This window comes from Afipia massiliensis, assembly GCF_014203115.1.
Taxonomy (GTDB): domain Bacteria; phylum Pseudomonadota; class Alphaproteobacteria; order Rhizobiales; family Xanthobacteraceae; genus Afipia; species Afipia massiliensis.
The window spans coordinates 717,501-742,972 of sequence record NZ_JACHIJ010000003.1 but is presented as its reverse complement, the minus strand read 5'-3'; the positions used below and the strand labels follow the sequence as shown (position 1 = coordinate 742,972).

General features: G+C 60.5%; 25 protein-coding genes and 1 tRNA gene (1 of these 26 only partly in view). 11 read left to right on the top strand and 15 right to left on the bottom strand.

Annotated features, from left to right (window positions below):
* Window positions 1-11: 11 nt before the first annotated feature.
* From HNQ36_RS13210 to HNQ36_RS13200, 3 genes are all read right to left on the bottom strand, one after another.
* Window positions 12-248: a hypothetical protein gene (locus HNQ36_RS13210; protein WP_184085716.1), complete on the bottom strand. Its 237-nt coding sequence runs from the start codon at window positions 246-248 to the stop codon at window positions 12-14.
* A 526-nt stretch (window positions 249-774) separates the two neighbouring features.
* Entirely contained in the window at window positions 775-912 is a 138-nt protein-coding gene (locus HNQ36_RS13205; RefSeq protein WP_184085714.1) for a hypothetical protein, read from the bottom strand.
* 213 nt (window positions 913-1,125) lie between these two features.
* Window positions 1,126-1,362, bottom strand: coding sequence for a hypothetical protein (locus HNQ36_RS13200; protein WP_184085712.1), 237 nt, complete (start codon window positions 1,360-1,362; stop codon window positions 1,126-1,128).
* A 555-nt stretch (window positions 1,363-1,917) separates the two neighbouring features.
* On the opposite strand from HNQ36_RS13200, the gene HNQ36_RS13195 reads away from it, so the two are divergent.
* Complete coding sequence (locus HNQ36_RS13195) at window positions 1,918-2,565, top strand: ankyrin repeat domain-containing protein (protein ID WP_184085710.1); 648 nt, start codon at window positions 1,918-1,920, stop codon at window positions 2,563-2,565.
* A gap of 121 nt (window positions 2,566-2,686) precedes the next feature.
* On the opposite strand, the gene HNQ36_RS13190 is transcribed toward HNQ36_RS13195, so the two are convergent.
* From HNQ36_RS13190 to HNQ36_RS13180, 3 genes are all read right to left on the bottom strand, one after another.
* Complete coding sequence (locus HNQ36_RS13190) at window positions 2,687-3,943, bottom strand: beta propeller repeat protein (protein WP_184085708.1); 1,257 nt, start codon at window positions 3,941-3,943, stop codon at window positions 2,687-2,689.
* Between the two features lie 486 nt (window positions 3,944-4,429).
* A complete protein-coding gene (locus tag HNQ36_RS13185; protein ID WP_184085706.1) occupies window positions 4,430-6,577 on the bottom strand; it encodes a hypothetical protein in 2,148 nt (715 codons plus the stop codon).
* Between the two features lies 1 nt (window position 6,578).
* Window positions 6,579-6,818: a hypothetical protein gene (locus HNQ36_RS13180; protein WP_184085704.1), complete on the bottom strand. Its 240-nt coding sequence runs from the start codon at window positions 6,816-6,818 to the stop codon at window positions 6,579-6,581.
* 258 nt (window positions 6,819-7,076) lie between these two features.
* Between HNQ36_RS13180 and HNQ36_RS13175 the strand changes: the two genes are divergently transcribed.
* On the top strand, window positions 7,077-7,646 hold the full coding sequence (locus HNQ36_RS13175; RefSeq protein WP_184085702.1) for a recombinase family protein: 570 nt from the start codon (window positions 7,077-7,079) through the stop codon (window positions 7,644-7,646).
* Window positions 7,647-7,702: 56 nt separating this feature from the next.
* Here the strand turns inward: HNQ36_RS13175 and HNQ36_RS13170 are convergent, their stop codons facing one another.
* The 4 genes from HNQ36_RS13170 to HNQ36_RS13155 form a co-directional block, all read right to left on the bottom strand.
* Window positions 7,703-9,349: a relaxase/mobilization nuclease domain-containing protein gene (locus tag HNQ36_RS13170; protein ID WP_184085700.1), complete on the bottom strand. Its 1,647-nt coding sequence runs from the start codon at window positions 9,347-9,349 to the stop codon at window positions 7,703-7,705.
* Between the two features lie 37 nt (window positions 9,350-9,386).
* On the bottom strand, window positions 9,387-9,728 hold the full coding sequence (locus HNQ36_RS13165; RefSeq protein ID WP_184085698.1) for a plasmid mobilization protein: 342 nt from the start codon (window positions 9,726-9,728) through the stop codon (window positions 9,387-9,389).
* A gap of 583 nt (window positions 9,729-10,311) precedes the next feature.
* Entirely contained in the window at window positions 10,312-10,986 is a 675-nt protein-coding gene (locus HNQ36_RS13160; protein WP_184085696.1) for a hypothetical protein, read from the bottom strand.
* Complete coding sequence (locus HNQ36_RS13155) at window positions 10,983-11,690, bottom strand: GIY-YIG domain-containing protein (RefSeq protein WP_184085694.1); 708 nt, start codon at window positions 11,688-11,690, stop codon at window positions 10,983-10,985. Before HNQ36_RS13155 ends, HNQ36_RS13160 begins: the two co-directional genes overlap by 4 nt.
* Between HNQ36_RS13155 and HNQ36_RS13150 the strand changes: the two genes are divergently transcribed.
* Complete coding sequence (locus tag HNQ36_RS13150; protein WP_184085692.1) at window positions 11,689-11,826, top strand: hypothetical protein; 138 nt, start codon at window positions 11,689-11,691, stop codon at window positions 11,824-11,826. The two genes, HNQ36_RS13155 and HNQ36_RS13150, sit on opposite strands and share 2 nt — an antisense overlap.
* A 48-nt stretch (window positions 11,827-11,874) precedes the next feature.
* On the opposite strand, the gene HNQ36_RS13145 is transcribed toward HNQ36_RS13150, so the two are convergent.
* Window positions 11,875-13,614 (bottom strand): ParB/RepB/Spo0J family partition protein, encoded by a 1,740-nt coding sequence (locus tag HNQ36_RS13145; protein ID WP_184085690.1) that lies wholly within the window; start codon window positions 13,612-13,614, stop codon window positions 11,875-11,877.
* Between the two features lie 633 nt (window positions 13,615-14,247).
* Between HNQ36_RS13145 and HNQ36_RS13140 the strand changes: the two genes are divergently transcribed.
* A complete protein-coding gene (locus HNQ36_RS13140; protein ID WP_184085688.1) occupies window positions 14,248-14,430 on the top strand; it encodes a hypothetical protein in 183 nt (60 codons plus the stop codon).
* Window positions 14,431-14,435: 5 nt separating this feature from the next.
* Here the strand turns inward: HNQ36_RS13140 and HNQ36_RS13135 are convergent, their stop codons facing one another.
* The 3 genes from HNQ36_RS13135 to HNQ36_RS13125 form a co-directional block, all read right to left on the bottom strand.
* Window positions 14,436-15,350 (bottom strand): ArdC family protein, encoded by a 915-nt coding sequence (locus tag HNQ36_RS13135; RefSeq protein WP_184085686.1) that lies wholly within the window; start codon window positions 15,348-15,350, stop codon window positions 14,436-14,438.
* Window positions 15,351-15,734: 384 nt separating this feature from the next.
* Window positions 15,735-16,814, bottom strand: a complete 1,080-nt coding sequence (locus HNQ36_RS13130; RefSeq protein WP_246395362.1) for a tyrosine-type recombinase/integrase — start codon at window positions 16,812-16,814, stop codon at window positions 15,735-15,737.
* Window positions 16,815-17,136: 322 nt separating this feature from the next.
* Window positions 17,137-17,213: transfer RNA gene (locus HNQ36_RS13125), tRNA-Met, on the bottom strand.
* A 329-nt stretch (window positions 17,214-17,542) separates the two neighbouring features.
* On the opposite strand from HNQ36_RS13125, the gene HNQ36_RS13120 reads away from it, so the two are divergent.
* The 7 genes from HNQ36_RS13120 (at window position 17,543) to HNQ36_RS13090 (ending at window position 25,227) form a co-directional block, all read left to right on the top strand.
* The gene (locus HNQ36_RS13120; RefSeq protein ID WP_184085682.1) at window positions 17,543-18,973 is read left to right on the top strand and encodes a coniferyl aldehyde dehydrogenase; all 1,431 of its coding nucleotides are present in this window, start codon (window positions 17,543-17,545) and stop codon (window positions 18,971-18,973) included.
* Between the two features lie 65 nt (window positions 18,974-19,038).
* Window positions 19,039-20,646 (top strand): GMC family oxidoreductase, encoded by a 1,608-nt coding sequence (locus HNQ36_RS13115; protein WP_184085680.1) that lies wholly within the window; start codon window positions 19,039-19,041, stop codon window positions 20,644-20,646.
* Window positions 20,647-20,747: 101 nt separating this feature from the next.
* Window positions 20,748-21,533, top strand: coding sequence for an SDR family oxidoreductase (locus HNQ36_RS13110; RefSeq protein WP_046828786.1), 786 nt, complete (start codon window positions 20,748-20,750; stop codon window positions 21,531-21,533).
* A 77-nt stretch (window positions 21,534-21,610) separates the two neighbouring features.
* The gene (locus HNQ36_RS13105; RefSeq protein ID WP_184085679.1) at window positions 21,611-22,468 is read left to right on the top strand and encodes an MBL fold metallo-hydrolase; all 858 of its coding nucleotides are present in this window, start codon (window positions 21,611-21,613) and stop codon (window positions 22,466-22,468) included.
* A 125-nt stretch (window positions 22,469-22,593) separates the two neighbouring features.
* Window positions 22,594-23,436, top strand: coding sequence for a fumarylacetoacetate hydrolase family protein (locus HNQ36_RS13100; protein WP_184085677.1), 843 nt, complete (start codon window positions 22,594-22,596; stop codon window positions 23,434-23,436).
* Window positions 23,437-23,507: 71 nt separating this feature from the next.
* Complete coding sequence (locus HNQ36_RS13095) at window positions 23,508-24,122, top strand: glutathione S-transferase (RefSeq protein WP_184085675.1); 615 nt, start codon at window positions 23,508-23,510, stop codon at window positions 24,120-24,122.
* A gap of 13 nt (window positions 24,123-24,135) precedes the next feature.
* On the top strand, window positions 24,136-25,227 hold the full coding sequence (locus HNQ36_RS13090; RefSeq protein ID WP_184085673.1) for a hypothetical protein: 1,092 nt from the start codon (window positions 24,136-24,138) through the stop codon (window positions 25,225-25,227).
* Window positions 25,228-25,347: 120 nt separating this feature from the next.
* On the opposite strand, the gene HNQ36_RS13085 is transcribed toward HNQ36_RS13090, so the two are convergent.
* Window positions 25,348-25,472 carry the 3' portion of a hypothetical protein gene (locus HNQ36_RS13085; protein ID WP_184085671.1) on the bottom strand. It continues 94 nt past the right edge of the window, so the window shows 125 of its 219 coding nt (coding positions 95-219); the start codon falls outside the window, past its right edge; it ends in the stop codon at window positions 25,348-25,350.

Genomic DNA, 25,472 nt, shown 5'->3' with positions numbered 1-25,472 from the left:
AAGAAAGGCGCTTACGCGCCTTTCTCCTCGCTGGTTTCGGAAGGAGTGCGAAGAACGATGCGTCCGCCGTTCACGGGAACCAGATCGAGCTGCAAGGTAAGACCCTTGCCGTCTTCGTGATCCCAGGCTGCGCCGATGCGGGTCCAGAAGGACTTGTCTTCTCCCTTATCGGCGACGTGATAGGCGATATATGCAGGTGCTGTAGCGATGCGGGCTTGATTACCGTTCTTTTTGAAGTTGCGTGCCATGTTTTGCTCCTTTTGCTGAATGTTCGACACGCCAAACCTCAGACGGGGCGGCAGAGCGCCCGTATCACTGCTTTTGAAAGGGAGGGGCATCGCCCGGCTGCACAAGCGCAGCGCGGAAGCTGGGGACACCTTTGAAAAACCCGAAGGGCCTGGCATTGAAACGGAAGCGCGCCCTGTCAGGTCATGGCGTCTAGAGTCGAAGCACTCAGCTTCTCAAAGGAGAAAACAGGCTTGGAGCAATTCAGAAAAGATCGAACGCTCACGCGATGAACGTAAATGCTCTGTTCCCGGCTTTCTCAATCACAGCCGCACCGGACAAGTCTTCGGACCTACCCCGCTGCCAGATCATGATGACGACAAGTTTCCCGCTTCAAAGCGCGAATAAGGGTTCTGCATCCGAGCGCCCCCGTCCTCCGCATCCGCCGAAGCCGCGAGGCGCTGCGCGACAAGCGTCATTCGCTCCGCGAACATTTTATGCTGACCGTCGGATATGACAGGCTCTACCCGCGCATTTCTGCAAAGCGGACTATTTTAAATCGACGGTGCTCACATGGGGCCGAGGCACACTATCGAACGCAGCGCGGCTCCGATCAAATTCCCTGTAGGCGGCGAATACAACAATGATGGCAATCGCAACCCAGAACAGCCTTCCAAGCGATTTCATGATGTCCGCTCCCGGCCAGGATGGCCGGAGTTTGCGCGCTGAACTTGCTGAGTTCAACGACAATTTAAGGGTACCCGGCGGACTTCAACCCTGCTTGGATGTGCACGCTGCTCGCCCAGTCCGGGCAATAGCGGATTTCGATTTCAAGGCCGCGCCAGTCGAGGCGGTACGATTGATAATGATAGATGCTTCCTCCTGAAAAAAGAAAGGCGCTTACGCGCCTTTCTCCCCGGTTTCGGATGGAGTGCGGAGGACGATGCGTCCGCCGTTCACGGGAACCAGGTCGAGCTGCAAGGTGAGACCCTTGCCGTCCTCGTGATCCCAGGCTGCGCCGATGCGGGTCCAGAAGGATTTATCCTCGCCCTTTTCGGTCACCGCGTAGGCGATGAAGCTGGGTGCTTTCGCTTCGCGCTTGGTTTCCTTGCGGCTGTAGTTTGCGTTGCGTGCCATTGTCTGTCTCCTTTGTTTGGGTTGGCTCGAACGCCCACAAGGAGACCGGGTGAGAAAAGCCGTCATGCACCCGCAGGAGAAACCGAAGGGGAAACGGGCAACACGGGAGCGTCCCGCGAATGGATCGGGCGGCCCGTTGCGTGAAGGCTGCGCCCGGTCATAGTGGCGTTCAAGATGAGCTAATCCCGGACACGAAGGAGACAGCGGCACGCGGCATCGGTAAACCGCTGCAAGGAAGCTGCGAACGAAACCCCGCGCGGATTGAATACGCTCTGATCGGCTCAGGCGACGAAGTTCAATTTCGCTGACTCGCAGGCGCGCCGGTTCGCGGTTACGGCAAGGGGAAGCGCAGTTCCCCGGGTGGCTCCGCGCAACCTACCGCATGTCGCAAAACTGAAGAACGCGGCAATCAAACAAGTATTGAAAATACGAAAAATACTGCAATTACATGTATATACGGATTATTATTGACAGATAATCTTTTATTATGAGTATTTAAATCTATGTAAATAGTATTTACATTTTGATTACGTTTTTATACAGGAAATTCCTCAAATGAGCCGCCCTGGAACATCAAAAAAACCTTCGCAAAACAAGCCGGGCTTTCTGAAACGAGCCTTTGCCAATCACGCAGTAGCCGCCGCAATGCTGCTATCGGTTGCCGGGCTCGGATATACGATAGAGACCCTGCCGAACCGGGAAGCCGGTAATGCGGTGCTGCTATGGGCCGCCGCGCACGGGCAAACGCAACTGGTCAAGCTGCTGCTGAATCGGGGAGCGGACATTCATGCCATGGACGATAAAGCGCTGCGGTTGGCCGCCCTGAAAGGGCATACGGACACCGTCAGGCTTTTGCTGGATCGGGGTGCTGAAATTCACGCCGTGGACGATGGGGCGCTGCGGTGGGCAGCCGGAGGGAACAGATACACGGAAACCGTCAGGCTGCTGCTCGACCAGGGAGCGGATGTGCATGCCCAAAATGAAGCGGCGCTGCAGTGGGCCGCTTCGAATGGACATGCCGAAACGGTCAGGCTGCTACAGGATCGGGGCGGCGACGTTCATAAAGCGCTGCGGTCGGCCATGGCGAGCGCGAACCAGCCGACTGCAACGGCACTGCGCGAAGCCATACAGAATCAAAGCGAAGCCACGCAGAATCAAAGTCCGCCTTCATCTCCGAAGCTGCCCGCGCCTCTGAAGTTGTAGTTTATGCGGCCTCAGGCGCAGAGGAATTCATACAGCACGTACCGCCGACACCAGCCGCGAGGATGCGCCGCATCAAATCTCTAATCGAAAGGCACGTTAAGCCGGGCGCACTGCCAGAGTTTCATTGGCAGAGGATCGTAGAGGTCATCACGCGGTGCGTGCCATCGCTCGCCACCGCGACGAACTGGCCGTTGCCGTAGGCGACTGAATACCAGTTGTTCGCTTCCGCCGCCGTTCGCGCGGTCCAGGTGACGCCGTCGGGCGAGGTCATCACCTGGTGCGTGCTGCCGCCACCCACCGCGACAAACAGGCCGTTGCCGTAGGTAACCGATAGCCAGATGCCCGCCTCCGCCGCCGTCTGCGCCGTCCAGGTTGCGCCGTCGGGCGAGGTCATCACCTGGTGCGCGCCGCCGCTGTACACCACCGCGACGAACAGCCCATTGCCGTAGGTGACTGACTGCCAGGCGTTCGCCTCGGCCGCTGTCTGCGCTGTCCAGGTGACGCCGTCGGGCGAGGTCATCACGCGGTGCGTGCCGGTGAACGCTACCGCGACGAACAGACCGTTGCCGTAAGTGACTGAATACCAGAGGTTCGCCTCCGCCGCCGTCTGCGCCGTCCAGGTGACGCCGTCGGGTGAAGTCATCACGCGGTGCGTGCCGCTCCTCGCCACCGCGACGAACTGGCCGTTGCCGTACGTGACTGAATACCAGAAGTTCGCCTCCGCCGCCGTTTGCGCTGTCCAGGTGACGCCGTCGGGCGAGGTCATCACACGGTGCGTACCGTTGTTAGCCACCGCGACGAACTGGCCGCCGCCGTACGTGACTGACTGCCAGGCCTTCGCCTCCGCCACCGTTTGCGCTGTCCAGGTGACGCCATCTGGCGATGTCATCACACGGTTCGTACCGTTGCCCGCCACCGCCACGAACAGGCCATTGCCGTAGGTGACAGAAGCCCAGCCGTTCGCTTCCGCCGCCGTCTGCGCCGTCCAACTGATACCCGCCGGCGTTGGTGTAGGTGGGTTGACACCCACCCATTGCGCCCCGTCGCAATATTGCAGGGCGTGGCAGTCGTAGTTGTATCTGACGTTGCCCTCAGGCGCGGACGGATTTGCGCAGCCTGCTCCGCCCGTTCCGGCAGCGCCGCTCATGCCGATCCACTTATCGCTGTTGCAGTATTGCAGGACATGATGGTCGATGTTGTAGATAACCTTGCCTTCAGGGGCGGCGGGATTTATGCAGCCGGGGCCTGACGCGCCAGTATGCGGCGGGCCGAGCGCCGCCCACTGAGTGCCGGTGCAAACTTGAAGAACGTGGTAATCGGTATTGTATCTGACGTTGTTCTCGGGCGCGGCTGGCGAAGTGCAATCGGCAAATGCCACGCAACTCCACAAGCAAATAACAAGTACAATGAACAGCTGACGCATCAAGCAACCCCGGGGCGGAAACTTATCGTAGCGCGGGCCTGCATCGCAGAGAATGTCAGAAAAATCGCAAGAACTAATGTTGCAAGACTACAGTATGTCATACTTCTCCTATGCAAAGTTGAAGCTGTTTTCCCGAAAGCGCAGGGTGCCGTCTGTCGTGCATGACACGTCGCTGCCGAGCACAATCCCGTTCTCGAAAAGTGTTGAGCCCAAGGACATGGGGACCGGCTGTGGAATCCCTGCGCTCCTGTCAGGACGGGCGATGGGCGTTACGTGGCGGGAAGGCGATACGGATTGCGCAGTTGTCTGCGCGACCGCTGATGATCCGTGACCTTCTGCGAATCCCGCCTCAAACGCACTTTCCTTTGCTGACCTCACATATTCCTCCACGTGCCTGTCTGTTTAGAGATTTACTGCTCGAAGCATGTACTGCGCCACGGCTTACGGATTCACAAAGCAGACAAGCCTGTTTGCATTGTTGCAAGTGGGGCTCCCGTTAGACCATCTCTTCGTTTCATAATTGTTTGTGTTCCCCGTACGACCGTTGAGTCCCGCCGACGAACTTGTCCAGTTGGCGCAAGTGGCATTTGGAGTATCTGGCCACGCCAACATGGTTCCGCCATTTCGGCCTGACCAAAGATTTCTCGTGTCATTCATGTTGTAATTATTATCCCAATAACTGGCCTCCTGCGGCCCTCTGCCGGATGCGTCAGTTTTGAACCTATTGCCTCCGCTGTTTGGATCGTTTGAGCGCGCATAATAATAAACCGTGCTTGCGGTCGCATCATTGCACCCGGCGCTGTCGCACAGGAAAGCCTTTACATGAGTGGAATTCAGCAAGCCCCGGTTCTGTGCGACGGATTTGCATTGCCAGTCATAAGTGGTGAGATCGCCGAGACAAAGCGCATTGCCCGCATCAAGCCCTGACATGCCGCCGCCTGCCGCCGTAACAAGATCGCCGTTCCAGGAATCTTGCGTCAGAACAAAGAACCCGCTTGTGCTGTCGCCGCAGGTTCCCGTATCAAAAGGGAGACCCGCAGCCCTCCATCGCTGCGATGTGGCATCGTAGATGACTGCGGCAGTCTGATCTGCGGCGAGGGTTACATTTATTCCGAAGGCGAAGCGATTGGCGGTCGTGGAAGACGCGTCCTGGTTGGACAAAACAATCGGGTTAGTTCCGACATTGAGGATGGTCAGCACCCGCCCATCCACACCGCCCGCAAGCCCGGTGATCGTGCGCGAAGCGTCGCTGCTCATCCGAAGCACCGAAGCGGTCGACAGGCCCGGCGGGTTGTAATCATTCTGGTTCGCGGTGATCTGCGCAGGGCTGATGTCGCCGGAGAACGCGACGCTGGTACCAACATCGAGCCCTGCTCCCGGATTCTTGCCGATGCCGATGTTGCCGTTGAACCGGTTGGATTGCGTGCCGTCTTGGTATATGCCCCAGTCGTTGGTGGCCGAACCTGTGGGCGGGTTCATGTAGATGCCGTAGCGGTTTGTGACCGCACCGCCGGTTATTTGATTGTTCACCAGCAGGCCATAAACATTGCTGACCGTGCCGCCGCTGACCAGAGTGTCAATGTCCGTGCCGAGCATACTGGTGACAGTTCCGGTAGTGGATTCCACACCCGTATAGCTGCCGAACATATTCGTAATCGCGGCGTTGCCGTTGTTATACGTATAACCCTGCACACCCATTATGCTTTCAATTGCGCCGGTGCCGAGGTTTTGCGCGAATCCATCGCTGCCGATAACTTTTCGCACCTGATTGGTATTGCCCGCGGAAACCCAGATCGCGCCCTGCAATCCTCTGGTCGTGCGGCCTGAAGTCTGCGCCGCCGTGGGCGCGACATCGGCATGGAACCTCGCATGAGCGTAGGAACCGCCCGCCGTCGTCGTCAGGTTCTCCCAGTAATCCAGGTGGCCATCGGTATTGAATTCAAAATTCGGCACGCCGCCGAGCACACCCGCATTGTTGAATTGAATCTGGCGGTCCGATCCTGCCGCTGCCGTAGTTCCCCCGCTCGCCGTGCCGTTGGCGATCTGCCGCCAACGTGACGCGGTTGAATCATACATCAGCATCGCCGATTGCTTCGCCGCGAGCGTAAGATCGCCGGTGAGAGCGAAGCGGTTCGCCGCCGTTCCGGTCGCGCCGTCGTCGTTCTTGAGCACGATGGGGAAGCTGCCGACATTCATAATGGTGACTATGCGCCCGTCCGCCCCGCCCGCAAGGCTGGTGACGTTGCGCGAAGCGTCGCTGTTCACCCGAAGCACCGAAGCTGTAGACAGTCCCGCCGGGCTGTAATCGTTCTGGTTCGTGGTGATCTGCGAAGGTGAAATATCGCCCGTGAGAGAGACGGCGTGTGCCAGCGCCGCATTGCCTGCCGCGTCATTGTCGAGGATGCTGCTCCAGATGTTACTGGCATTACAAACCATCTGATGTGTGACCCCGGAGAGCTCCGGGCCACCGGAAAAGGTGTATCTGCCCACAACAGGGCAAGCGTCGCCGGGCTGGGCTTCCAGCGCTGACGCTGGCGAAGCAAATGCAAACTGAAACGCCACAAACGCAACGGCATTCAGCAGTTTCATCCTACTTTGCATCGCCGCCCTCAGTGCTCACGCGGAGCGGCAACCCGTCGGCGATAGTGCCGGTGTATGCGACGTCGCCATGGACATAGAGGCCGGTCGCATCGATGCGCGCGATCTCCCTGCCGTCGATGACGATGCGGACAACGCCCGCCTTTTGATCTGTCTCGAACTGAACGCGGTCTGCCGCTTTTTTATCTGCAGCAGGCGCGATGTCAGTGACTGCGAAAGCAGGAGAAGCCAATTGGAAAAAAACAAATGTCGCGAATAAACATAATATCGACCGCACAAAAACCTTCCTTTTCGTTCAGTCTATAGTAATCTTATTTTATATTCAGTTAAAGCGTGAATATCCCTTTGTATTTACTTGTTTATACTATGAAAATTACTTGACCAAAGCTTGTGCCGACCTTCCGCTCGATCCTCTCCGAAAAGGAACCATAACGCGCAGCGCCAGAAGCTGCGGAACGTCCGTATTTCTGCGTAAGGATGAGTAGCCGCCATGACAGCAAACATCGGCTACGCGCGCGTTTCCACCGAAGAACAAAACCTCGATCTGCAACTGACCGCCCTGCGCGAAGCGGGCTGCGGAAAGATATTCCGGGACAAAGCGTCCGGCGCTACCGCCCGCCGCAAGGGTCTTACCGAGGCAATCGCATCATGCGGCGCGGGCGACGTGCTGGTCGTGTGGAAACTCGACCGCCTCGGGCGCAGCCTCCTCGATCTCATCGGACTCATCGAAGGTTTGAACGGTCGCGGCGTCGGCCTCAAAGTTCTTGCCGGTCACGGCGCGATGATCGACACGACCCGCCCTGAGGGCCGCATGATCTTCAACATCCTCGCCGCGCTCGCGGAGTTCGAGCGCGAGCTGATCCGCGAGCGCACGATTGCGGGAATGCGCGCGGCCAGAGCCCGCGGCGCGGCCATCGGCAGACCGCGCAAGCTTTCAGCAACCCAGATTCGCCGCGCGAAAACCCTGATCGATTCAGGCAGGCAGACGCGCGAGCGCGTCGCCGCGCGGCTCGGCGTTCATGTCGGAACGCTGCGCCGGGCGATTGCTGGGGCGGGATAGAATCCAGCGGCGCTCGGCGCAATTCGAGCGTTGGGTTATTTGCGCGGCGTAAAGCATTATACCGTGGGAGCTGTGGGCCGCACGCCTTGCGGTCCCTGACGGGAAGGATGACCGAAGGGCCGCGTGATCTCGCCGCTGTTCGTCTTGAACAACTCCGCAAGCGGCGTGACTGTCTGAACCCGCTCGCGTTGCAGCGGCAGCCATTTCGAGGCAGGATCGTCGGTGATCTCGATGCCGTTCTCACGCATGTAAGCCAGCGTTTTCTGATATCTGGCGATATTCTCAGGCGATTTCCGGCGCGCCTTTATGCGCACGATTTCCGCGTACTGATCGAAGCCGCTACCCGATTGCCGCCGGGCGCGGCCCACTGTTACGGCGCGCGCCAGCTCGCCATCATGGTCGCCGCCATCGTGGCCAAGCCAGCTGCTCCGGATGATCGGATTGAGATGCCCTTGCCGCAAGGATTTGTGTTCAAGCCGGTCCAGGCGGCGCAGCGCCTCATAGCGTCGCTGGAATTCCGCAGTTTCGTTGCCGTGCCGCCTGCGCACGGAAGTCTCAAGCTGCTGATGATATTCTTCGATGGTGCGTCTGTGCTTCCTCTGGCGAATTTCCTGGTAACGCAGGAGCCCGCGAAGAAACGCGATCTTCTTGAGATAGATCGCAAGCCCCACGGCCTGCCACTTGCGCCGCGCAAGAAGACGTTGGCGCTCCGCCATAAAATGGGCGAGGAGCACCTTGCGCTCGTGCATGTGGCGGATTTTCATCGCCTGCCAGTGGAGGTCGAGTTGCAACTTCCTTGTACGCTGCGCGGCGAGAAGCTTCTTGCGCGCCGCCTCGGCTGCCAAATCCTTGCTCAATCTTTCGCAGGCGGCATCCTGCACGGCGGCTGCGCGTTGCAGCATCAGTATTTTGGCTTTCTCAGCGCTGGGTAGCAGCGAGAGGCTGATCCCTTCCAGCTTCTTCACAACGTCTTTGGTTTTCACGCCGTCGATCTGACGGGCGAGACTGTAAACGTCGCCTGCGAGGTCGACCACGACAAAGGCGCGGCTATCGCCTTTTGCGAGCAGATAGCCCAATTCTTCAAGGCTATTCCGGAAGCTCTCCGCGCTATCGGAGCTGCGCCAGGCTTCGGTGATCGCCGCCCTGCGCTCCTCTGGGCTGATGCCCGAATGTTTCGCCTGGGCCTTCTCGGCGCGGGTTGGACGCTTCGCCCGCTCGGGGTCCGTGAACCGCTCCGCGCCGCGATCATTCTTGAGGCCGTCGGGTAGCGTGAGGCCAAACTCCGCTGCCAGCAGCTGCGCGCATTTGCGCAGCTTCTGCCGGTCGTGGGAGAGATGAATGGCTTTCATGCGCAGGGTGTCGATGCGCGACCACACGACATGGCAGTGATGACGGCCTTTCTTGACGTGAAACAGCACGACGCGCGGCTGCCCCGCGAGGCCAAGGCGCTCTTCGATCACCGCAATCGCCCGCATGAACTGCTCCCGGGTGAGGGGCTGTGGCGGGTTGATGAAGGCGGCATACACGCCTTCCTTGGCACACGTTCCGGCGCAGAGCGCGTCCATTTCGGCGAGAGCGCCGTCAATATCGGTCGCGACCGTGCCGCTCACTTCGGCCAGTTCGATCTGCTCATTATCGACGGTGTTTTGCAGATGGCGCGCGAGCCACCTCGTGTTGCCGGTCTGGATACCGGAGATAATCATGGCCGCCGCCCGCGCATATTAGCGTTCCGCAATATGCTCACGGTTTCCGTCCCAGGGCGGTGAAGCACAGGAGCCGCAGTTCGGACAGATCCCGCAAGGCTGTCTCGAACGCTTGCGCGTCCGCAAGCGCCGCTGCGCTCCTGAATGCCATGGCGAGCTGGCCGATGCGGCCCAGCAGCAGCGCGACATCCTCGTGACTGGAGGTCGGGCGGCGGACGGCGCGCGGAAGCGGAAAGCTCAAGGCGGTGCAGCGCAGGAAGGTGGCGATCGGAACGCCTGCTGCATGAGCCTTCGCGCATACCAGCGCGTGCTCAAGCGGCGTGAAGCGGACGGTGTACCGCTCGGAGCGTTGCCTTGTTTCACTGCCGCTTTCCGCCACCGCCCCTCCCGTGGTTTGGCGTCTTCCAGGCCCATTGCCTGGCCGTGGTCGCGAGGGGCGCGAAAGCCCTTCGCCCGCAGGCATGCATAACAGCACCGCATGCCGCGAGGCGGGTCCAGGGTGGCCGTGAGCCCTGGTCGTGGTTGCAAGGGGCGCGATCGCCCTTTGCCGGTTGGCGGGAAGATGGACACGGCTTCCGCCAGCCGAGAGGCGTATCCAAGGCCGCCTCAGCCTTGGTCGCAGGGTGCGGGATAGAATAGTCCCGCGTCGATCATTCGCCGTCAGTTCAAAGCTGACGAAACAGCGAACGGTCGACTTGAGCCAGGGGTGCAACGGGGGGCGGCATCTGAGCCCCCCTCAAGGTGAGCGCGGCGGTCCGCGCACACCTTGTATCCTCCGCTAATCCCTATCTTCAGTTTGCCATAACACTTCCGGGGGTTGCAAAGAACGCGATGATCCTCCGCAAAAGTTACATACGAGGGTGTGAATATGCTTTCCGGATAAGCCTGCTATCGACGATGCTAATTTAGCTTGTCAGATGAGATCCCGAGGCGTGCCGCGCGCAACGATCGATCAACGCTTGCTAGGGATGAAGCAGCTCACCAATTTCTCGTCCAGCTTCGCCCTTGAGAAATGCGTCTACGCATTCATAGTGCCAGTTCGTCCGGGTGGTCGTCGGAAACCTGACAACCGAACAGCCGGGGGCTTGCGGCGGCTGCGACGAATTGTAAAAGACGAGTCTTTTCAGGCCGACGGATCGCGTCAGTTCACAAAACAGCGGCAAATAATCTTTGCCTCCGAAGAATACGACCGGGCCGCCGCTATCGTCCGGCAACATGCAGAAATCTCGATATGGTTCTGTCTTCCTCCTGCGCTTGAAGGAGTCCGCCGCAGCGCTGAAGGTGATGTCGTAATAAGGGGTAAGGAACGCGGCATTGATAAGCCCCCATCCGGCAGAAAGAATGAAGGTATTCTCAAGGCCGAAGCGCTCGGCAAGGCGGCGGTAGCTGTCGTTCATGTAAAGCTCGAAAGCAGGCCGCAGCTTTAAGGGATTGCCGCCCCTGCGATTATATTCAAGCAACACATCCCGCCATGATGAAACGCTGTCTACGAGGTCATCAGGCCGCGCGTAGATGAAATCGCCGTCCGGGGGCGCTTCGCCAGGCTGCGCGACGAACAAAACCGGCCTGCCGTCGCCTGTTCTCAAAAATCCTGCATCATCGTGTTTCCTGGCCGCGCATTGAATGACCACGATCATGCGGTTCGCTCCGCAGCTTCAACCCGCTCTTCAAGACGGTTCAGGAAATCCGCGTTGTAAAGCTCGTCGACGTGATTTGAATTCCACAGACCGGATTTCCGCACCCGCTCCCGGTTGCAGCGATGGCCGAGCCAATCCTTCGATGGCGGGTCGAGAGACCGCTTGTTGAAATCACTAAGCAACGCAATCGAATTCCGCTCGATATAGCCGCGCAGGCTGTCAGCTCCGGGCTCATCGTCAATCGCAAGCCACACAAACGGCATGGCTCCAATCACTCGGCTCACCTCGCGCTCAAGTTCTGTCTCGCCGAGGCGGATATCGGAGTTCGCCGTGTTTCCATTGCCCCAGGTGGGGTACTCGTACCCGTGCCGGGCGATGAGCGCCGTTCCTACAATCAGCCGAAAAATCGAGCCCCTGTGATTCCCGCCGCCGCTTCGCAGCTGCCCCCGGTGCTGCGATAAGCGCGACCAAAGCCTCGTGCCAGACTCGGCTTTCAGGGCGTGCGTTCCGACCCTGACGATGCGCTGCCCCGTGCCTGACTCGGAGCGGGATTCTCCGTCTTCCATGAAAAAATATACGCCGCGCTGCGGCCAGCGCTGTCTCCCGGAACAGTTCGCCAGAGTGCGAGCGCCTCCCAGACGCTCTTCCAGACGGCCAATAGCTGAATAAAATCGTTGCAGATCATCAATGCGTTGCGAAGCCATGAGCAACTATATCCTGACATCGGCGCTGCAATCCATGTTCATTCCGCTGACTGCGGCATTTTCAAAACCGGCTGCGCGCAAACTACACATGAACGTCTGGATGACTAGGATGTCCGAATACAAGACGTGCTGGTGAAGTTAAAAAAAGCCGGGCAACACCTTTCCGCGCTGCCCGGCGTATCCGTTAGTGCTTCGGTTCAAAGTGCTTCCTGACCGCGTTCCAGCGGGTTACGTGAGGCAGCCCTTTGCGCTTGGCGTAACATTGCAGCGGGAAGCGGAAGTAACGGGGCTTCCACCCCTCCACCTTGCTGCGGCCCCCGGTGCCGGCAAGGCTGTGCCTGATCGCGTCCTTCTGCACCTTCGCCGTTTCCCTCAGGTGGATGCTGGCGGTCTGCTTGCCCGCCACTTCCGCGAGCATGGCATTGATCGCCTCTTTATCGCGCAGCAGCGCGAAGAAGGTTTCATCCGGTGACCACCACTGGTCCATGTCGACGGCGAGAAGGTGACCAAGAACCTCGACGATCGCGCTCCCCGCAGGCAGGGCTTCTGCCATAAGGAACGTCAGGACGCGCAGCGCTTCCCCGTCAGTCATCGCGAGAAGGCGGGCGAGGAGTACGGGGGCGCTCACCGTGCCGCGCTCCTGCGCCACGAGATAACCCTCCGCCGATAGGCCCAGCAATGCCCGTAAGGCATCGCGTTCGGCGTCAAACGCCGCCGTTGCCGGGCTGCCAGCCACGGAGGCCGCGATTGCCTCGTGCCGGTGGGCATTCTGGTTCTCCGGTTGCGCCTCCCAGAGGCCGTCCCTGCTGATGACGCTCGCCACAAGCAGCCGAAGGGCTATCTGCGGTGATTTCGGGAGCTCGACCCGGACGGCGTTCTGGCGGTGAAGATCGACATAGCGCATGGCGGCGCTGGTCAATTCAGGCTTTGCGGCAGGCTTGTCTTCCGTTCCGCCGCTTTCCGCGCTCGTGGCGGCCCTGGCCTTTTCCTTCTCGCGCCGGGCGGCTTCCTTCGCATCGATCCACCCTTCGTGGAAGCCGATTTCGCCGTTGGCGGCGCAGGAGATGTAGACGACGCCCCCCTTGGCCTTGCCGCACTTCACCTTGTCGTACTGGTAGAAATGCGCGCCGACTTCCAGGATGACGACATTGCGCCATCCTTCCTCCAGAAACGCGGCCTGCCGGTGGATGATCGCCTCCATCTGCAGCTTCCAGAATTTCTCCGCGTCGTCGAAATACCGTTCGTCACCGAATAGGTCTGAAACGATGTTTCCGGTGTACCGCTCGGGCGGGAATATCGCCGACGACACCGGTATCTCCGCGCCGAAGAGCCATGCCTTGAGGCGGCGTCCGGTCGGAGCGTGCTCCTCCGGGTCACGGAACAGCTTGAACCACGCCTTCTGCTGCCTGGGGGTCGCCATCGTAAGCTGCTGAATCGTTTCCGGCTGTATCGACCCGTCCCGGTAGGCCTTGAGGACCGGCGGTATCAGCGCCGCGATCGCAAGGCGGCGTTTGACAAGAAGCTCCGTCACGCCGAACTGGCCCGCGATGTCCGAGATGCTGCGGCCTTGCTCAGTGAGCGCTGAGAATGCCTCATATTGGTCGATTTCATCCATCGGAAGGCGCGCGACGTTCTCGGCAAGCGATGCCTCAATCGCAACCGCATCGTCGCCATTCTCCATCAAGGCGCACGGCACCTGAATGGCTTCATGATTTTCCGCCTGCAGCGCCTGGCAGGCGAGAAAACGGCGTTGTCCTGCGATGACTTCATAGCCATCGCTATCGGGACGTATGAGAAGCGGCTGGATGACGCCAAGGCTGCGGATGCTGGCGATCAGCTCGCCCAGATCATTCTCCGCGCCGCGCTTTCGCACGTTGAGCGGCGAGATTTTAAGCTGCGAGAGTTCGATGTACTGAAGTTTCATGGTTGTTTTTCTCCATGTTATTGGGTGCGTAATTGCACCGGATAAATTTGGATCAGCCGGACCAAGCCGAGTCCCAAGCTCCTCTTCGTTTCGGGAGGGTCCGCGCGAGCGCGGAAACCGGAAACGAAAGGAGCTCTGAGCAACGGACGCGGCGCAGTGGACGGCTGGTAAAATTCAGAATTCGCAAGAAGCAAATTTCAGAGCGATCTGAGCGCTTCGCGTAAACGGCACGCGCGAGGGACAGTCACCTTGGGCCGGAACCTGCAAGGGTTCGGGGAGCGCCGTGGGCGCGAGTATGGCCCGGCCCGGCGAAGCCGGACGCGCAAATTGAAACGAGCAATCCCCAGTAGAAAATTTTGATTGCCGTTATGACGGCAGCTACCTGCAGCAAGTGGCGCTGCTTTAGGCAATTCGCCGTGAAAGCACCTCCCACGCTTTCCTCCACCGGCCGACAGAAAAATCACGTCCTTTGATCTTGCCGACTTAAGCACCTCGGCGGCTCTACGGCCGCAAGCGCGTAACCGCGCTCCTCCTCTTCGTTGCGGTCGCAAGGCGATGCGGCCAGCCGCCTGCGGCGCTCCTCCCGTCGCAAGAAGGCCGCGATGTCCGTGGCCGGAAACAAAGGAGGAAATCATGAGAGTTATTTCACAAAGCGAATTGCTGCGCGCCACGAAAGTCGAGCTGCAGATCCTGCTGCGCGAGATCGCGGCGAGCCTTCCGGCACTAAGGGAAGGCTCGCACGAACTGCGGATTGCCCATTACAATCTGCACAACATCCGGATCGCCCTCGCGCGGCCGGACTTCCGGCCGCGCTGACGGCGTCACGCGGCGGCCCTCGCTTCGGCTCCGAGCCGCTTCAGGTAGGAAGCGGCCTCGGACGCCTTAGCGGCGGCGGTGAAGACCGCACGGGCATCGCCCTTCATCAATTTCAGCCACTGCGCGAGATACTGAGCGTGATCGGGGCGCACGTCCTGCGTGATCTGAAGCTCCGCGCACAGGAACGCCGCGCCGATTTCAGCGACCAGCTCCTCGGCGGCGTAGGCCTGATCGCCGAAGCGTTTACCGAATGCACGATCGAGCCTGTGTTTCGCGCCGGTCCAGTGCGTCAGCTCGTGGACGAGCGTGGCATAGTAGCCTTCGCTGCGGGAAAGCGACTCGGTGCCGCAGAACGTATCCTCCGAAGGCATCTGGATATGATCGGCCTGAGGCCGATAGAAGGCCCGGTCGCCGCCGTGCTCAATGCGTGCGCCCGTTGCGCTCACGAAGGCGTCGGCGCCTGCGATGCGCGCGATGGGGCCAAGAGGCTCGGGTGCGGGATCGTCGGCGTAACCATCGACCTGCGCGGCATTGAACAGCCGCGACGCGCGTGCGACCCGGCGCTTTCCATCGTCCTCCGCGTCGTCAGGATTGGGCTCGGCGTCGAATTCCTTGTAGAAGATGACAGGGCTGGATTTCTCGCCGGCCCGGACCTGGGCGCCAAGCTCCGACCATTGTTTGTAAGTGGCCCAGACGGGCGAGCTGAAGCCCTTCAATTCGGCGGCGCCCCACAGACTCACGATGTTGATGCCGTTATAGGTGTTCTTCGTCAGCGCGTTGACTGGCATGAAGAGAGCGCCGGATGATTTGCGCCAGGGCAGTTGAGGTGCGCCGGGATTCGCTTCGATCGCAGCGACAAGCTGTGACGTGATCTCGGAATAGACATCCTTCCGGCTGGGTACGGTTGATTGGGTGGACATTGCATCGCCTTTCGCTCATGCGATCCGCCGTGATTGGCGGTCTCGATGCCGAGTGAAGGCGGCGGTGAACGAGCGGATGCGGAACTTCGCTTGCAAAGCGAAGCGGCCCGGCTAGCCGGAAAGCCGAGGGTTTACCCTTGAAGCGTGCGCGCACCGGCGCACAGCAGAGGCAAAATGAGAGACCGCTTTTTATGGCGGGAGGCGCGAAGATGATGATGCAAAATGACCAACAGGCGGACACCGGCGGGATGTCCTGACCTCAAGAGATCGCGTTCGCGATTGCCGCTATGGGCGCAAGGCCCGCGGGCGCACCGGCAGGCGGCGCGCTTGACGAGACGGCAGGCGTCTTCGTTGTCGGTCAGGACGGTTTCGTTGTCCGCCGGCTCAATGCGGGCGTTTTTCTGAGGGCTGGGCGGAAGGCTTCTTGGTCCGTTTGGGGCGCGTCACATTGAGGTCGGATGTATCCAGCAGATCCTTGATATGCGCCGCGTAGAATTTCTGGATCATCTCGACGCTGGTGCGGCAATTCTTCGCCACCGCATAAATGTCTGCGCCTTCCATGAGCCTCATGCAGATGTAGGTGTGACGTAAGCTGTAAGCGGTGCGCTTGTTGCCTTCACGGTCAAGCTTCAGCTTCGTCCGGCGTAGCACGCCGTTGAACATTTTGATGTGATTGCTCGGAAAGAGCGGATCGGTCGGCCCGGGATAGCTTGGTTCCGTCACCGGACGATCGTTCGGAGCGTCTTTGAGCCAGATGTCCGAATCGGCCTTTGCGCGCTTGAGAAGGCGCTGATAGGGCTGCACCGCTCCGGGCATGCTTTTGCAAAAGCCGACGCCCCGCTTGCCGCGCACGTCTATATTGAGAATGCGTTGGTTGGTGTCTCTATCGATGACGATAGTCACGTCGCGATGCTGCAAGTTCCTGGCCTCATCGGGGCGAAGGCCGGTATTTGCCATGAACAGCACGAAATCGTGGACCTGTTCGGCCCTCCATTTGTCTTGATGCCGCGCCGTCTTCGCGTATTCGCGCGTAGCCGTATAGAGCTGCTTGTATTCGTCGGGGCTGAACCAGGGACGGTGAACGATCTTTCCCTGTGTCTTATAGGGCGGAGAAAGGTCGGGCAGAAATGCCATCCAGTTGTGCCGAACCGCCGTCTTGAGAACGAGGCGCAGCGTCACGATCTCGTCGTGGAGTGTGCTGCGGCTCGGAGGCTTGCCGTGCCTTGTCAGTTGCGAGGCGCGGTGAACGCGATACTCCTGAACCTTGCCGGGAGTAATTTCGGAGATGCCAAGCTTTCCGAAGAACGGACGTAGGTGCAGGCGCAGGCGATCTTTGTGACCTTGCGTCCAACGCGCGCTGCGCTGTCCTTCGGTGATGATCTCGTATTCTTTTTCGAATTGGTCGGCGACCTGGTCGAACGTCTTTTCTGTTTTCAGGAGTCCGGCGCGGGCCTTGCCGCGCAATCCCAGATACCAGTCCTCGGCGAATTGCTTGGCGGGCTCCAGATCCTGCTCGCCTGTCGTGCTGCGAAATTGCTTGCCGTCGATTGAGGCCGAGCACTGCCAGTACCGGCCCGTTCCGCGCCGATAAACCTGGATCAGACCTCCTAAAAGCTCGTGGCTCGCCACTTTTCGCCTCCTGAAACCCATTATAGCAGGGCGGAGGGAACCGGTCGAATTGTGTGCTAGCGATGTGTTAGCGGTTTTTGGAGTGTTTGGGGCAAAGAAGAAGGGGTTAGCTTTTCAGCTAACCCCTTGTCTTAGTTGTCTTTTGAAAGACCGATCTTGGTTGCGGGGACAGGATTTGAACCTGTGACCTTCAGGTTATGAGCCTGACGAGCTACCGGGCTGCTCCACCCCGCGATAAACCGGTGCACACCTTCAAAGGCAGACAGACGACAGTTCAACGCCAAAGGCGTCGTCCTAACCCGTCCGGAGGCGAGAGAAGGCTACCAGGGCAATCGCCCGTGGCGCACCGGGTATGTACCAACGCCATCCCGCTTTGGAAAGGCCTGCGGGCGATCTTTTTCACGATTTTATGACGGCAATTCCCGCCCCAATTCCGGAGAGTTTGGCCTCCGGGCGCATGCAAGCAGGCTTGCCAACAGAACCGCGAAAGACCAGCCTCGGAACAGAGCAAAACAAGGTCCGGCGCGCAAAAATGCCGGCCGCGAGGAAACCCGAGAAAACCGATGAACCAGGCGTTACGAAATCCCGCCGCAGGCGGCATCGAGGACGTTTTCCGCCGCGCTGTAGCACTGTCGCGCGCCGCTTCCCCTACCCTTGTGGAATGCCGCGACCGGCTCGCCCGGCTGCGCGCGCTCGTGGTGGAGAATGAAACCCGGTTCGCCGAAGTGATCTCCGCCGATTTCGGCAATCGCTCCTCGACCGAGACCCTGATCGCAGAGACGTTGTTCCTGCTCGCCGAGATCAAGCACGCGACCAAAAATCTCAGCCGCTGGATGGCGCCGAAACACGTCGCGACCGAACTGCAGTACTTCCCGGCGAAGAACAAACTGCTGCCGCAGCCGCTCGGCGTGGTCGGCATCATCGCGCCGTGGAATTATCCGCTGCAGCTCACGCTTGCGCCCGCCATCGCCGCAATCGCCGCCGGCAACCGCGTCATGATCAAGCCGAGCGAACTGGTGCCGCATTTTTCCGCGCTGTTGCAAAAACTGATCGCGGACAAATTTGACGACATCGAGCTGATGGTGACCGGCATCGACGGCGATATTTCCGAACGGTTCGCGGCGCTGCCGTTCGATCACCTGATCTTCACCGGCTCGACCCGCGTCGGGCGGCTGGTGGCGGAAGCCGCGGGCCGCAACCTGACGCCGGTGACGCTTGAACTCGGCGGCAAGTCGCCGGCGATCATCGACCGCTCCGCCGACATTGCCGAGGCCGCCGAGCGCATCGTCTACGGCAAGCTGATGAATGCGGGCCAGACCTGCATCGCGCCGGATTATGTCCTGATCGCGCGCAACAACATGGACGAGTTTGTTGGCAAGGCGAACAGCGCGGTCGCGCGCATGTTCGGCCCCAGTCCCGACAACAAGGATTACACCTCGATCGTCTCGGACAAGCACTACGCCCGGCTGGAAAGCCTGGTGCAGGATGCCGCCGCGCGCGGCGCGAAGATCGTACAGGCGGCGAAGCCGGACGATCCGGCATGGAAAGCGAAACGCAAGTTTCCGCCAACCTTCGTCAATGGCGCAACCACCGACATGAAAGTGATGCAGGAGGAAATCTTCGGGCCGATCCTGCCGGTGTTCGCCTGCGACACCACCGACGCGGCGATTGACCATATCAACGCCCACGATCGTCCGCTGGCGCTGTACTGGTTCGGCAAGGACGATGCCGCGCGCGATCAGGTTCTGGCGCGCACGGTCTCCGGCGGCGTCACCGTGAACGATTGCCTGTTTCACTTCGTGCAGGCCAACCAGCCGATGGGTGGCGTCGGCGCATCCGGCATCGGCGCCTATCACGGCGAATGGGGCTTCCGCGGCCTGAGCAAGATGAAGCCCGTGTTCTATCGCTCGCCGTTCAACCGGCTGGCCGATCTTTACCCGCCCTATGGCGGCAAGATCGCGCGCCTGATCAAGTTGCTGCGTTTCATGTCGTAGATCTTTTCGGGATCAATACGACCGGCATCAATGCCGGCGTAATAATGCTGTCTGGGGGGACAATAATGGCGGACACGTTCGATTACGTGGTTGTAGGCGCGGGTTCCGGCGGCTGCGCCGTCGCAAGCCGCCTATCGGAAGATCCCAACGTTTCGGTCGCGCTGCTGGAAGCCGGCGGCAAGGATGACAACTGGGTCGTCACTACGCCCGGCGCGCTGATCCTGATGGTGTCGGGTCCGGTCAACAACTGGTCGTTCGAGACAGTGCCGCAGCCCGGCCTCAACGGCCGCATCGGCTATCAGCCGCGTGGCAAGGGCCTTGGCGGATCGTCGTCCATCAACGCGATGTGCTACATCCGTGGCCACAAGGCGGATTACGATCGCTGGGCCTCATTAGGCAACACCGGCTGGTCCTATGCGGACGTGTTGCCCTACTTCAAGCGGTCCGAAGACAACAGCGAACTCGACGGCTTCTATCACGGCAAGGGCGGTCCGCTCAGCGTCACCAAACTACAAACCGATAACCCGGTTCAGGAGATTTATCTCCAAGCCGCGCGCGAGGCGCAGTTCCGGATCAACGAGGACTTCAACGGCGAGGAGCAGGAAGGCCTCGGCGTCTATCAGGTCACGCAGAAAAACGGCGAACGCTGGAGCGCCGCGCGCGGCTACATCCATCCTTTCATGGAAACGCGCAAGAACCTGCATGTGATCACCGGTGCCCATGCCACGCGCATCCTGTTCGAAGGCAAGCGCGCGGTCGGCGTCGAGTACCGGCAGGGCAAGGACACAAAGCAAGTCCGCGCTCGCCGCGAAACCATCCTTGGTCTCGGAGCGTTTCAGACACCGCAGTTGCTGATGCTGTCCGGCATCGGCGATCAATCCGAGCTCGCCAAACACGGCATCGCCTCGGTCCATCACCTGCCCGGCGTCGGCAAGAACCTGCACGACCATCCGGATTTCGTGTTCGGATTCCGCTCCGACAATCCGAACTTCACCGGACTGACGTTTCAAGGCATCAAGCGGATCATCAAATCGATCTTCCGTTATCGAAAAGAACGTCGAGGTCCGATGACATCGAACATCGCCGAGTGCGGCGGGTTTCTCAAAACCCGGCCCGATCTCGCACTTCCGGACATCCAGTTGCACTTCTGCATGGCGGTGGTGAACAACCACGGCCGCACACCGTTTTTCGGCAGCGGCTTCTCGTGTCACGTCTGCCTGCTGCGGCCGAAAAGCCGCGGCAGTGTGTGGCTGCACAGCGCCGATCCGATGCAGCCGCCTGCCATCGATCCGAATTTCTTCGGCGATCCGGACGACCTCGAAGCGATGGTCGCCGGTTTCAGGACGACGAAGCGCCTGCTCGATGCGCCCGCGCTGAAGGCGATCCAGACCTCGGACCCGTTTACCGCCGATGTGCACTCTGATGACGACATCCGCGCGGCTCTACGCGCGCGGACCGACACGGTCTATCACCCGGTCGGCACCTGCAAGATGGGCGTCAACGACCCGATGGCCGTCGTCGACCCGACGCTCAAGGTGTACGGCATCGAGGGCCTGCGCATCGCGGACGCGTCGATCATGCCTGAGGTGATCGGCGGCAATACCAACGCACCGACCATTATGATCGGCGAGAAGGCCGCCGACATGATCAAGGCAGAGATGCGCGTTCACTGATTGCGCACCGTGCCCGGATAAGGCAAGACGCTATCCTGCACTTTAAAGGTCCGATGATTGGGCTTGAACGGACAATAAACGCAACAAAAGGGAGTGGACCAGTGGATCTCGGAATTTCAGGACGGCGCGCGATTGTTTGCGCAGCGAGCAAGGGTTTGGGCCGCGCCTGCGCCATCGCGCTGGCCAATGAAGGCGTCCATGTCACGATCACGGCGCGCGGCGCGGAAGCGCTCGCCAAAACCGCCGCGGACATCCGCAAGGCCAGCCCCAAGGTGACGGTGACGGAAGTCGTCGGCGACATCACCACGCCGGAGGGACGCGAAGCCGCGCTGAAGGCCTGCCCCGATCCGGATATTCTGATCAACAACGCCGGCGGTCCGCCGCCCGGCGATTTCCGCAACTGGACGCGTGACGACTGGATCAAGGCCATCGACGCCAACATGCTGACGCCGATCGAACTGATCAAGGCGACGGTCGACGGGATGATGGCGCGCAAGTTCGGCCGCATCGTCAACATCACGTCCGCCGCGGTGAAGGCGCCGATCGATATTCTGGGATTGTCGAACGGCGCACGCAGCGGCCTGACCGGCTTCGTCGCCGGCCTGTCGCGCAAGACCGTGATCGCCAACGTCACCATCAACGGCCTGCTGCCGGGTCCTTTCGATACCGACCGCGTTCGCGGACCGATGCTTGAAGCGGCCGCGAAGGCGCAGGGCATCTCGCCGGACGAAGTGCTCAAGCAGCGCATGAAGGCGAACCCGGCAGGACGCTTCGGCGATCCGGAAGAATTCGGCCTCGCCTGCGCGTTCCTGTGCGGCGCCAAGTCTGGCTTCATCACCGGACAGAACCTGCTGATGGACGGCGGCGCTTTTCCCGGCACGATGTAAGCGCACAGAGCGATCCCGCAAAATGGACCCTCGGGCTCAGCCCGAGGGTGAGCTAAGAACAATCGGGAGCTGGCTTGATGCAATGGACTATGGGCCGCGTCAAAATCACCAACATCGTGGAAATCGGAGCCACAGGCGGCACGCGATTCATTCTCCCGCAGGCGACACCGGAGGAAGCTCAGAAGCTGCCATGGCTGGTGCCGAATTACGCCAACGCCGAAGGCCGCCTCAAGCTCAACGTCCAGTCGTGGATCGTGGAAACGCCGAGCCACAAAATCATTGTCGATACCTGCATCGGCAACGGCAAGGCCAACCGGTCCGTGCCGGCGTGGAATGGACTGGACAAGCCGTTTCTCGATGACCTCGCCGCAGCAGGTTATCCCGCCGACACCATCGATACCGTTTTCTGCACCCATCTTCACGTCGATCACGTCGGCTGGAATACGAAGCTCAAAGACGGCAAATGGGTGCCGACTTTTGCCAATGCCCGCTATCTGTTCGGCAAGACCGAATATGACCATTGGGCTGCGCACAGTCCTGCTGGCGAACACAAGGCGGTATTCGAAGATTCGGTTCAGCCGATCGTCGATGCCGGGCGAGCCGATCTCATCGGCAGCGATCATCGCATCGGCGACGAGGTGTCCCTGATTGCAACGCCCGGACACAGCCCGGGCCATATGAGCGTTCTCATCAAGTCCGACGGCCAGCAGGCGCTGCTGACCGGCGACGTGGCGCATCATCCCTGCCAGATGGCTCACCTCGACTGGTCATCGACGGCAGATTCCGATCCCGTCCAGTCCATCGAGGCGCGCAAAATGCTGTTTTCGCGCTTCGCGGACACGCCGACGCTGGTATTCGGCGGTCATTACGATCCCGGCCATCTGGTGCGCGACGGGGATGCCTTTAAACTGATCGCGGACCGCAACCACGCCTGAAATGAGCGCGCTGCAATATGAAGCAAACTTCGGATTCAGGACACTGAAGGTTGAATTTCGCCGCGCCCTGTCGCAAGAAACATCCGACGAATGAAACATCGGACAAGAACGAAAAGGAACTGACTATGAAACTGGTTCGTTATGGCGCCATGGGTCAGGAGAAGCCCGGATTACTCGACCGCTCGGGCCGCATTCGCGATCTGTCGGCCCTGGTCAAGGACATCAACGGCGAGGCGCTATCGCCTGCAGGTCTGGCCAAGATTGCCGCCGTCGATCCGGCCTCCCTGCCGCTGGTCGACGGCAATCCCCGCCTCGGCGCGCCGGTCGGCAGCATCACCAAGTTCGTCGCCATCGGGCTGAACTATGCCGATCACGCTGCCGAAGCCGGCATGGCGATCCCGTCGGAGCCGATCGTTTTCCTGAAAGCCAACACCAGCCTGTGCGGGCCGAACGACGCCGTCGAGAAGCCGCGTGACTCGACCAAGCTGGACTGGGAAGTCGAACTTGCCATCATCATCGGCACCAAGGCCAAGTACGTCTCTGAGGCCGACGCGCTGAAGCACGTCGCGGGCTATGCAGTCTGCAACGACGTCTCGGAGCGCAACTTCCAGATCGAGCGCGGCGGACAGTGGACCAAGGGCAAGTCGCACGACACCTTCGGACCGGTCGGCCCATGGCTCGTCACCGCCGATGAAATTCCGGACGTGCATAAGCTCGGCATGTGGCTCGACGTCAACGGCACGCGCTGCCAGACCGGCTCGACCGCGACCATGATCTTCAACGTCCCGAAGATCATCTCCTATGTCTCCGGATTGATGACGCTGCATCCCGGCGACATCATCACCACCGGCACGCCACCCGGCGTCGGCATGGGCATGAAGCCGCAGAAATTCCTCAACGCCGGCGACGTCGTCACCCTCGGCATCGATGGTCTCGGCGCGCAGCGTCAGGAAATCGTCGCGGCGTAAGGTCATTGCATTGAAGGCTCCGGCCATCGCGCCGGAGCCTGCCATTCATGCCGTCCATTCAGGAACACCCCATGAAGCTTGCCTACTCACCGGCGTCGCCGTTCGCACGCAAGGTCCGCATCGCGGCGATCGAGCTTGGCCTGATCGACAAGATCGAGTTCGTTCCCACCAAGGCGACCCCGATCACCGAGAACGAGGACTATGCGCGCAAGGTCAGCCCGCTGCGGAAAATCCCGGCGCTGATCCTGGGCGACGGCAATGTGATCGTGGATTCCTATGTGATCGCCGAGTATCTCGACGAACTCGCCGGCGGCAAGCTGATCCCCGCTTCGGGAATCAAGAAGTGGCAGGTCAAGACCGACCATTCCATCATTCAGGGCATGCTGGATGCGCTGCTGCTGTGCCGCTACGAGAAAATGCTGCGGCCAGAACAATTCCGCTGGGCCGAATGGACCGACGACCAGTTCAAGCGCGCATGGGACGGTCTTGCGCGTTTCGAGACACATCCTGACGTTCTGACGCGCCCGCTGGACATCGTGCAGATCGGCATCGTCTGCGTGCTCGGCTATCTCGACTTCCGGTTTCCCGATTGCGGCTGGCGCAAGACGTTTCCAAAGCTCGATGCTTTTCATGAAAAGATGATGCAGCTGGAATCGGTGCGGATTTCCGTTCCGCCACCGGCCTGACCGAGGAATGACGATGAGCGATCGCGCAGACGACACCGATTTCAAAGCCTGGCACGCGGTCGCCGATCTCTACCACGCCTATTTCACCGGCCTGATCATGTCGCTGGTGACACGGCGCAGCGGCGCGGACGCCGCGGAATTCGTGTTCCGCGTGTTCCGCCGTCAGCACCACGAGCGCTTTCTCGCCGGCATCGAAAAGTTCGGCCTGAGCAAAGCGCCGCACGCGGTCGCGGCCGCGCAGTATCACTATCTCAGCAACCAGATCGGCGGCGTCAACGTCGAGTACATGCGCGAGTCCGACCGCAAGGCGTGGATCCGTTATCCGCCGCCGCGCTGGGCATGGCGCGGCACCGCGATCTGCGCGATCCCCGGCGAAGTCTCGGCGGCGATGCTGCGCGGCTGGCACGCCCACAACGGTGTCTCGTTCAAGAATCCGCGGATGGGTTTCGTCTGTACCAAGCAGACCGTCGATGGCCAGAACGGCCTCGAGGGTTTCTACTACGAATACGATCGCGATCTTGCGCCCGACGAGCGGCTGGTGTTCGCGCGGCATCTCGAAGCGCCGTTGTTCGATCCGGCGGCTGCGCCGAAACTTGCGAGCGACACCTGGCCACGTGCAAGGCTTGAAAAGGCTTATCGCAACTACGCGATGGAGTATGTGCGCACGGCGCTGCCGGTGATCGTCAATCTGTTCGGCCCGTACGATGCAGGGCATCTGCTGCATCTGACCGGACGCCTGATCGGCATGCAGTTCTATCCCGACATCGCCGCGAGCTTTCCGGCAACTCACGACAGCGGCCCGACAGGTTTTGGCGCGTTTCTGCTCACGCTGCTGCAGTCGCAGGGTGACGAGGCCGATGTGAGCCACGCCAACGGCAAGGTCACGGTGTCGCAGAAACAATGGGGATTGATCGCAGGCGTTCCGGACTATCACCCGATGTGCACGCGGGCGCTGACCGGATTAGCCGAGGGCCTGATGACCGCGCACGACCGGCGCCTGTCGCTTGAGATGACGTCACAGTCGGACAGTCATCCCGGGCCGCTGTCCTGGACCATCACGCAAAAACCGCTCGCATCGACCGACGACGGACGGTTTCCGACATAGCAATTCATCTGAATTGAATCGTTTCTTCCGCTCATTCCCGCGAACGCGGGAATCCAGCACTTCAACATTCTGGATCCCCGCTTACGCGGGGATGACCGGAGTAAATTTTTCTGCCCGCGCTCAGGCGAAAACGCTCTCGCGGCGCAAATCAATGCGTCCGAGCTTTGCAAAAAACTCCACTCCCCGCGTGAGCGGGACGATGGAGCGCCGGGAGGCGCCAAGGTGCTTGCGAGGCACCTTTGGCG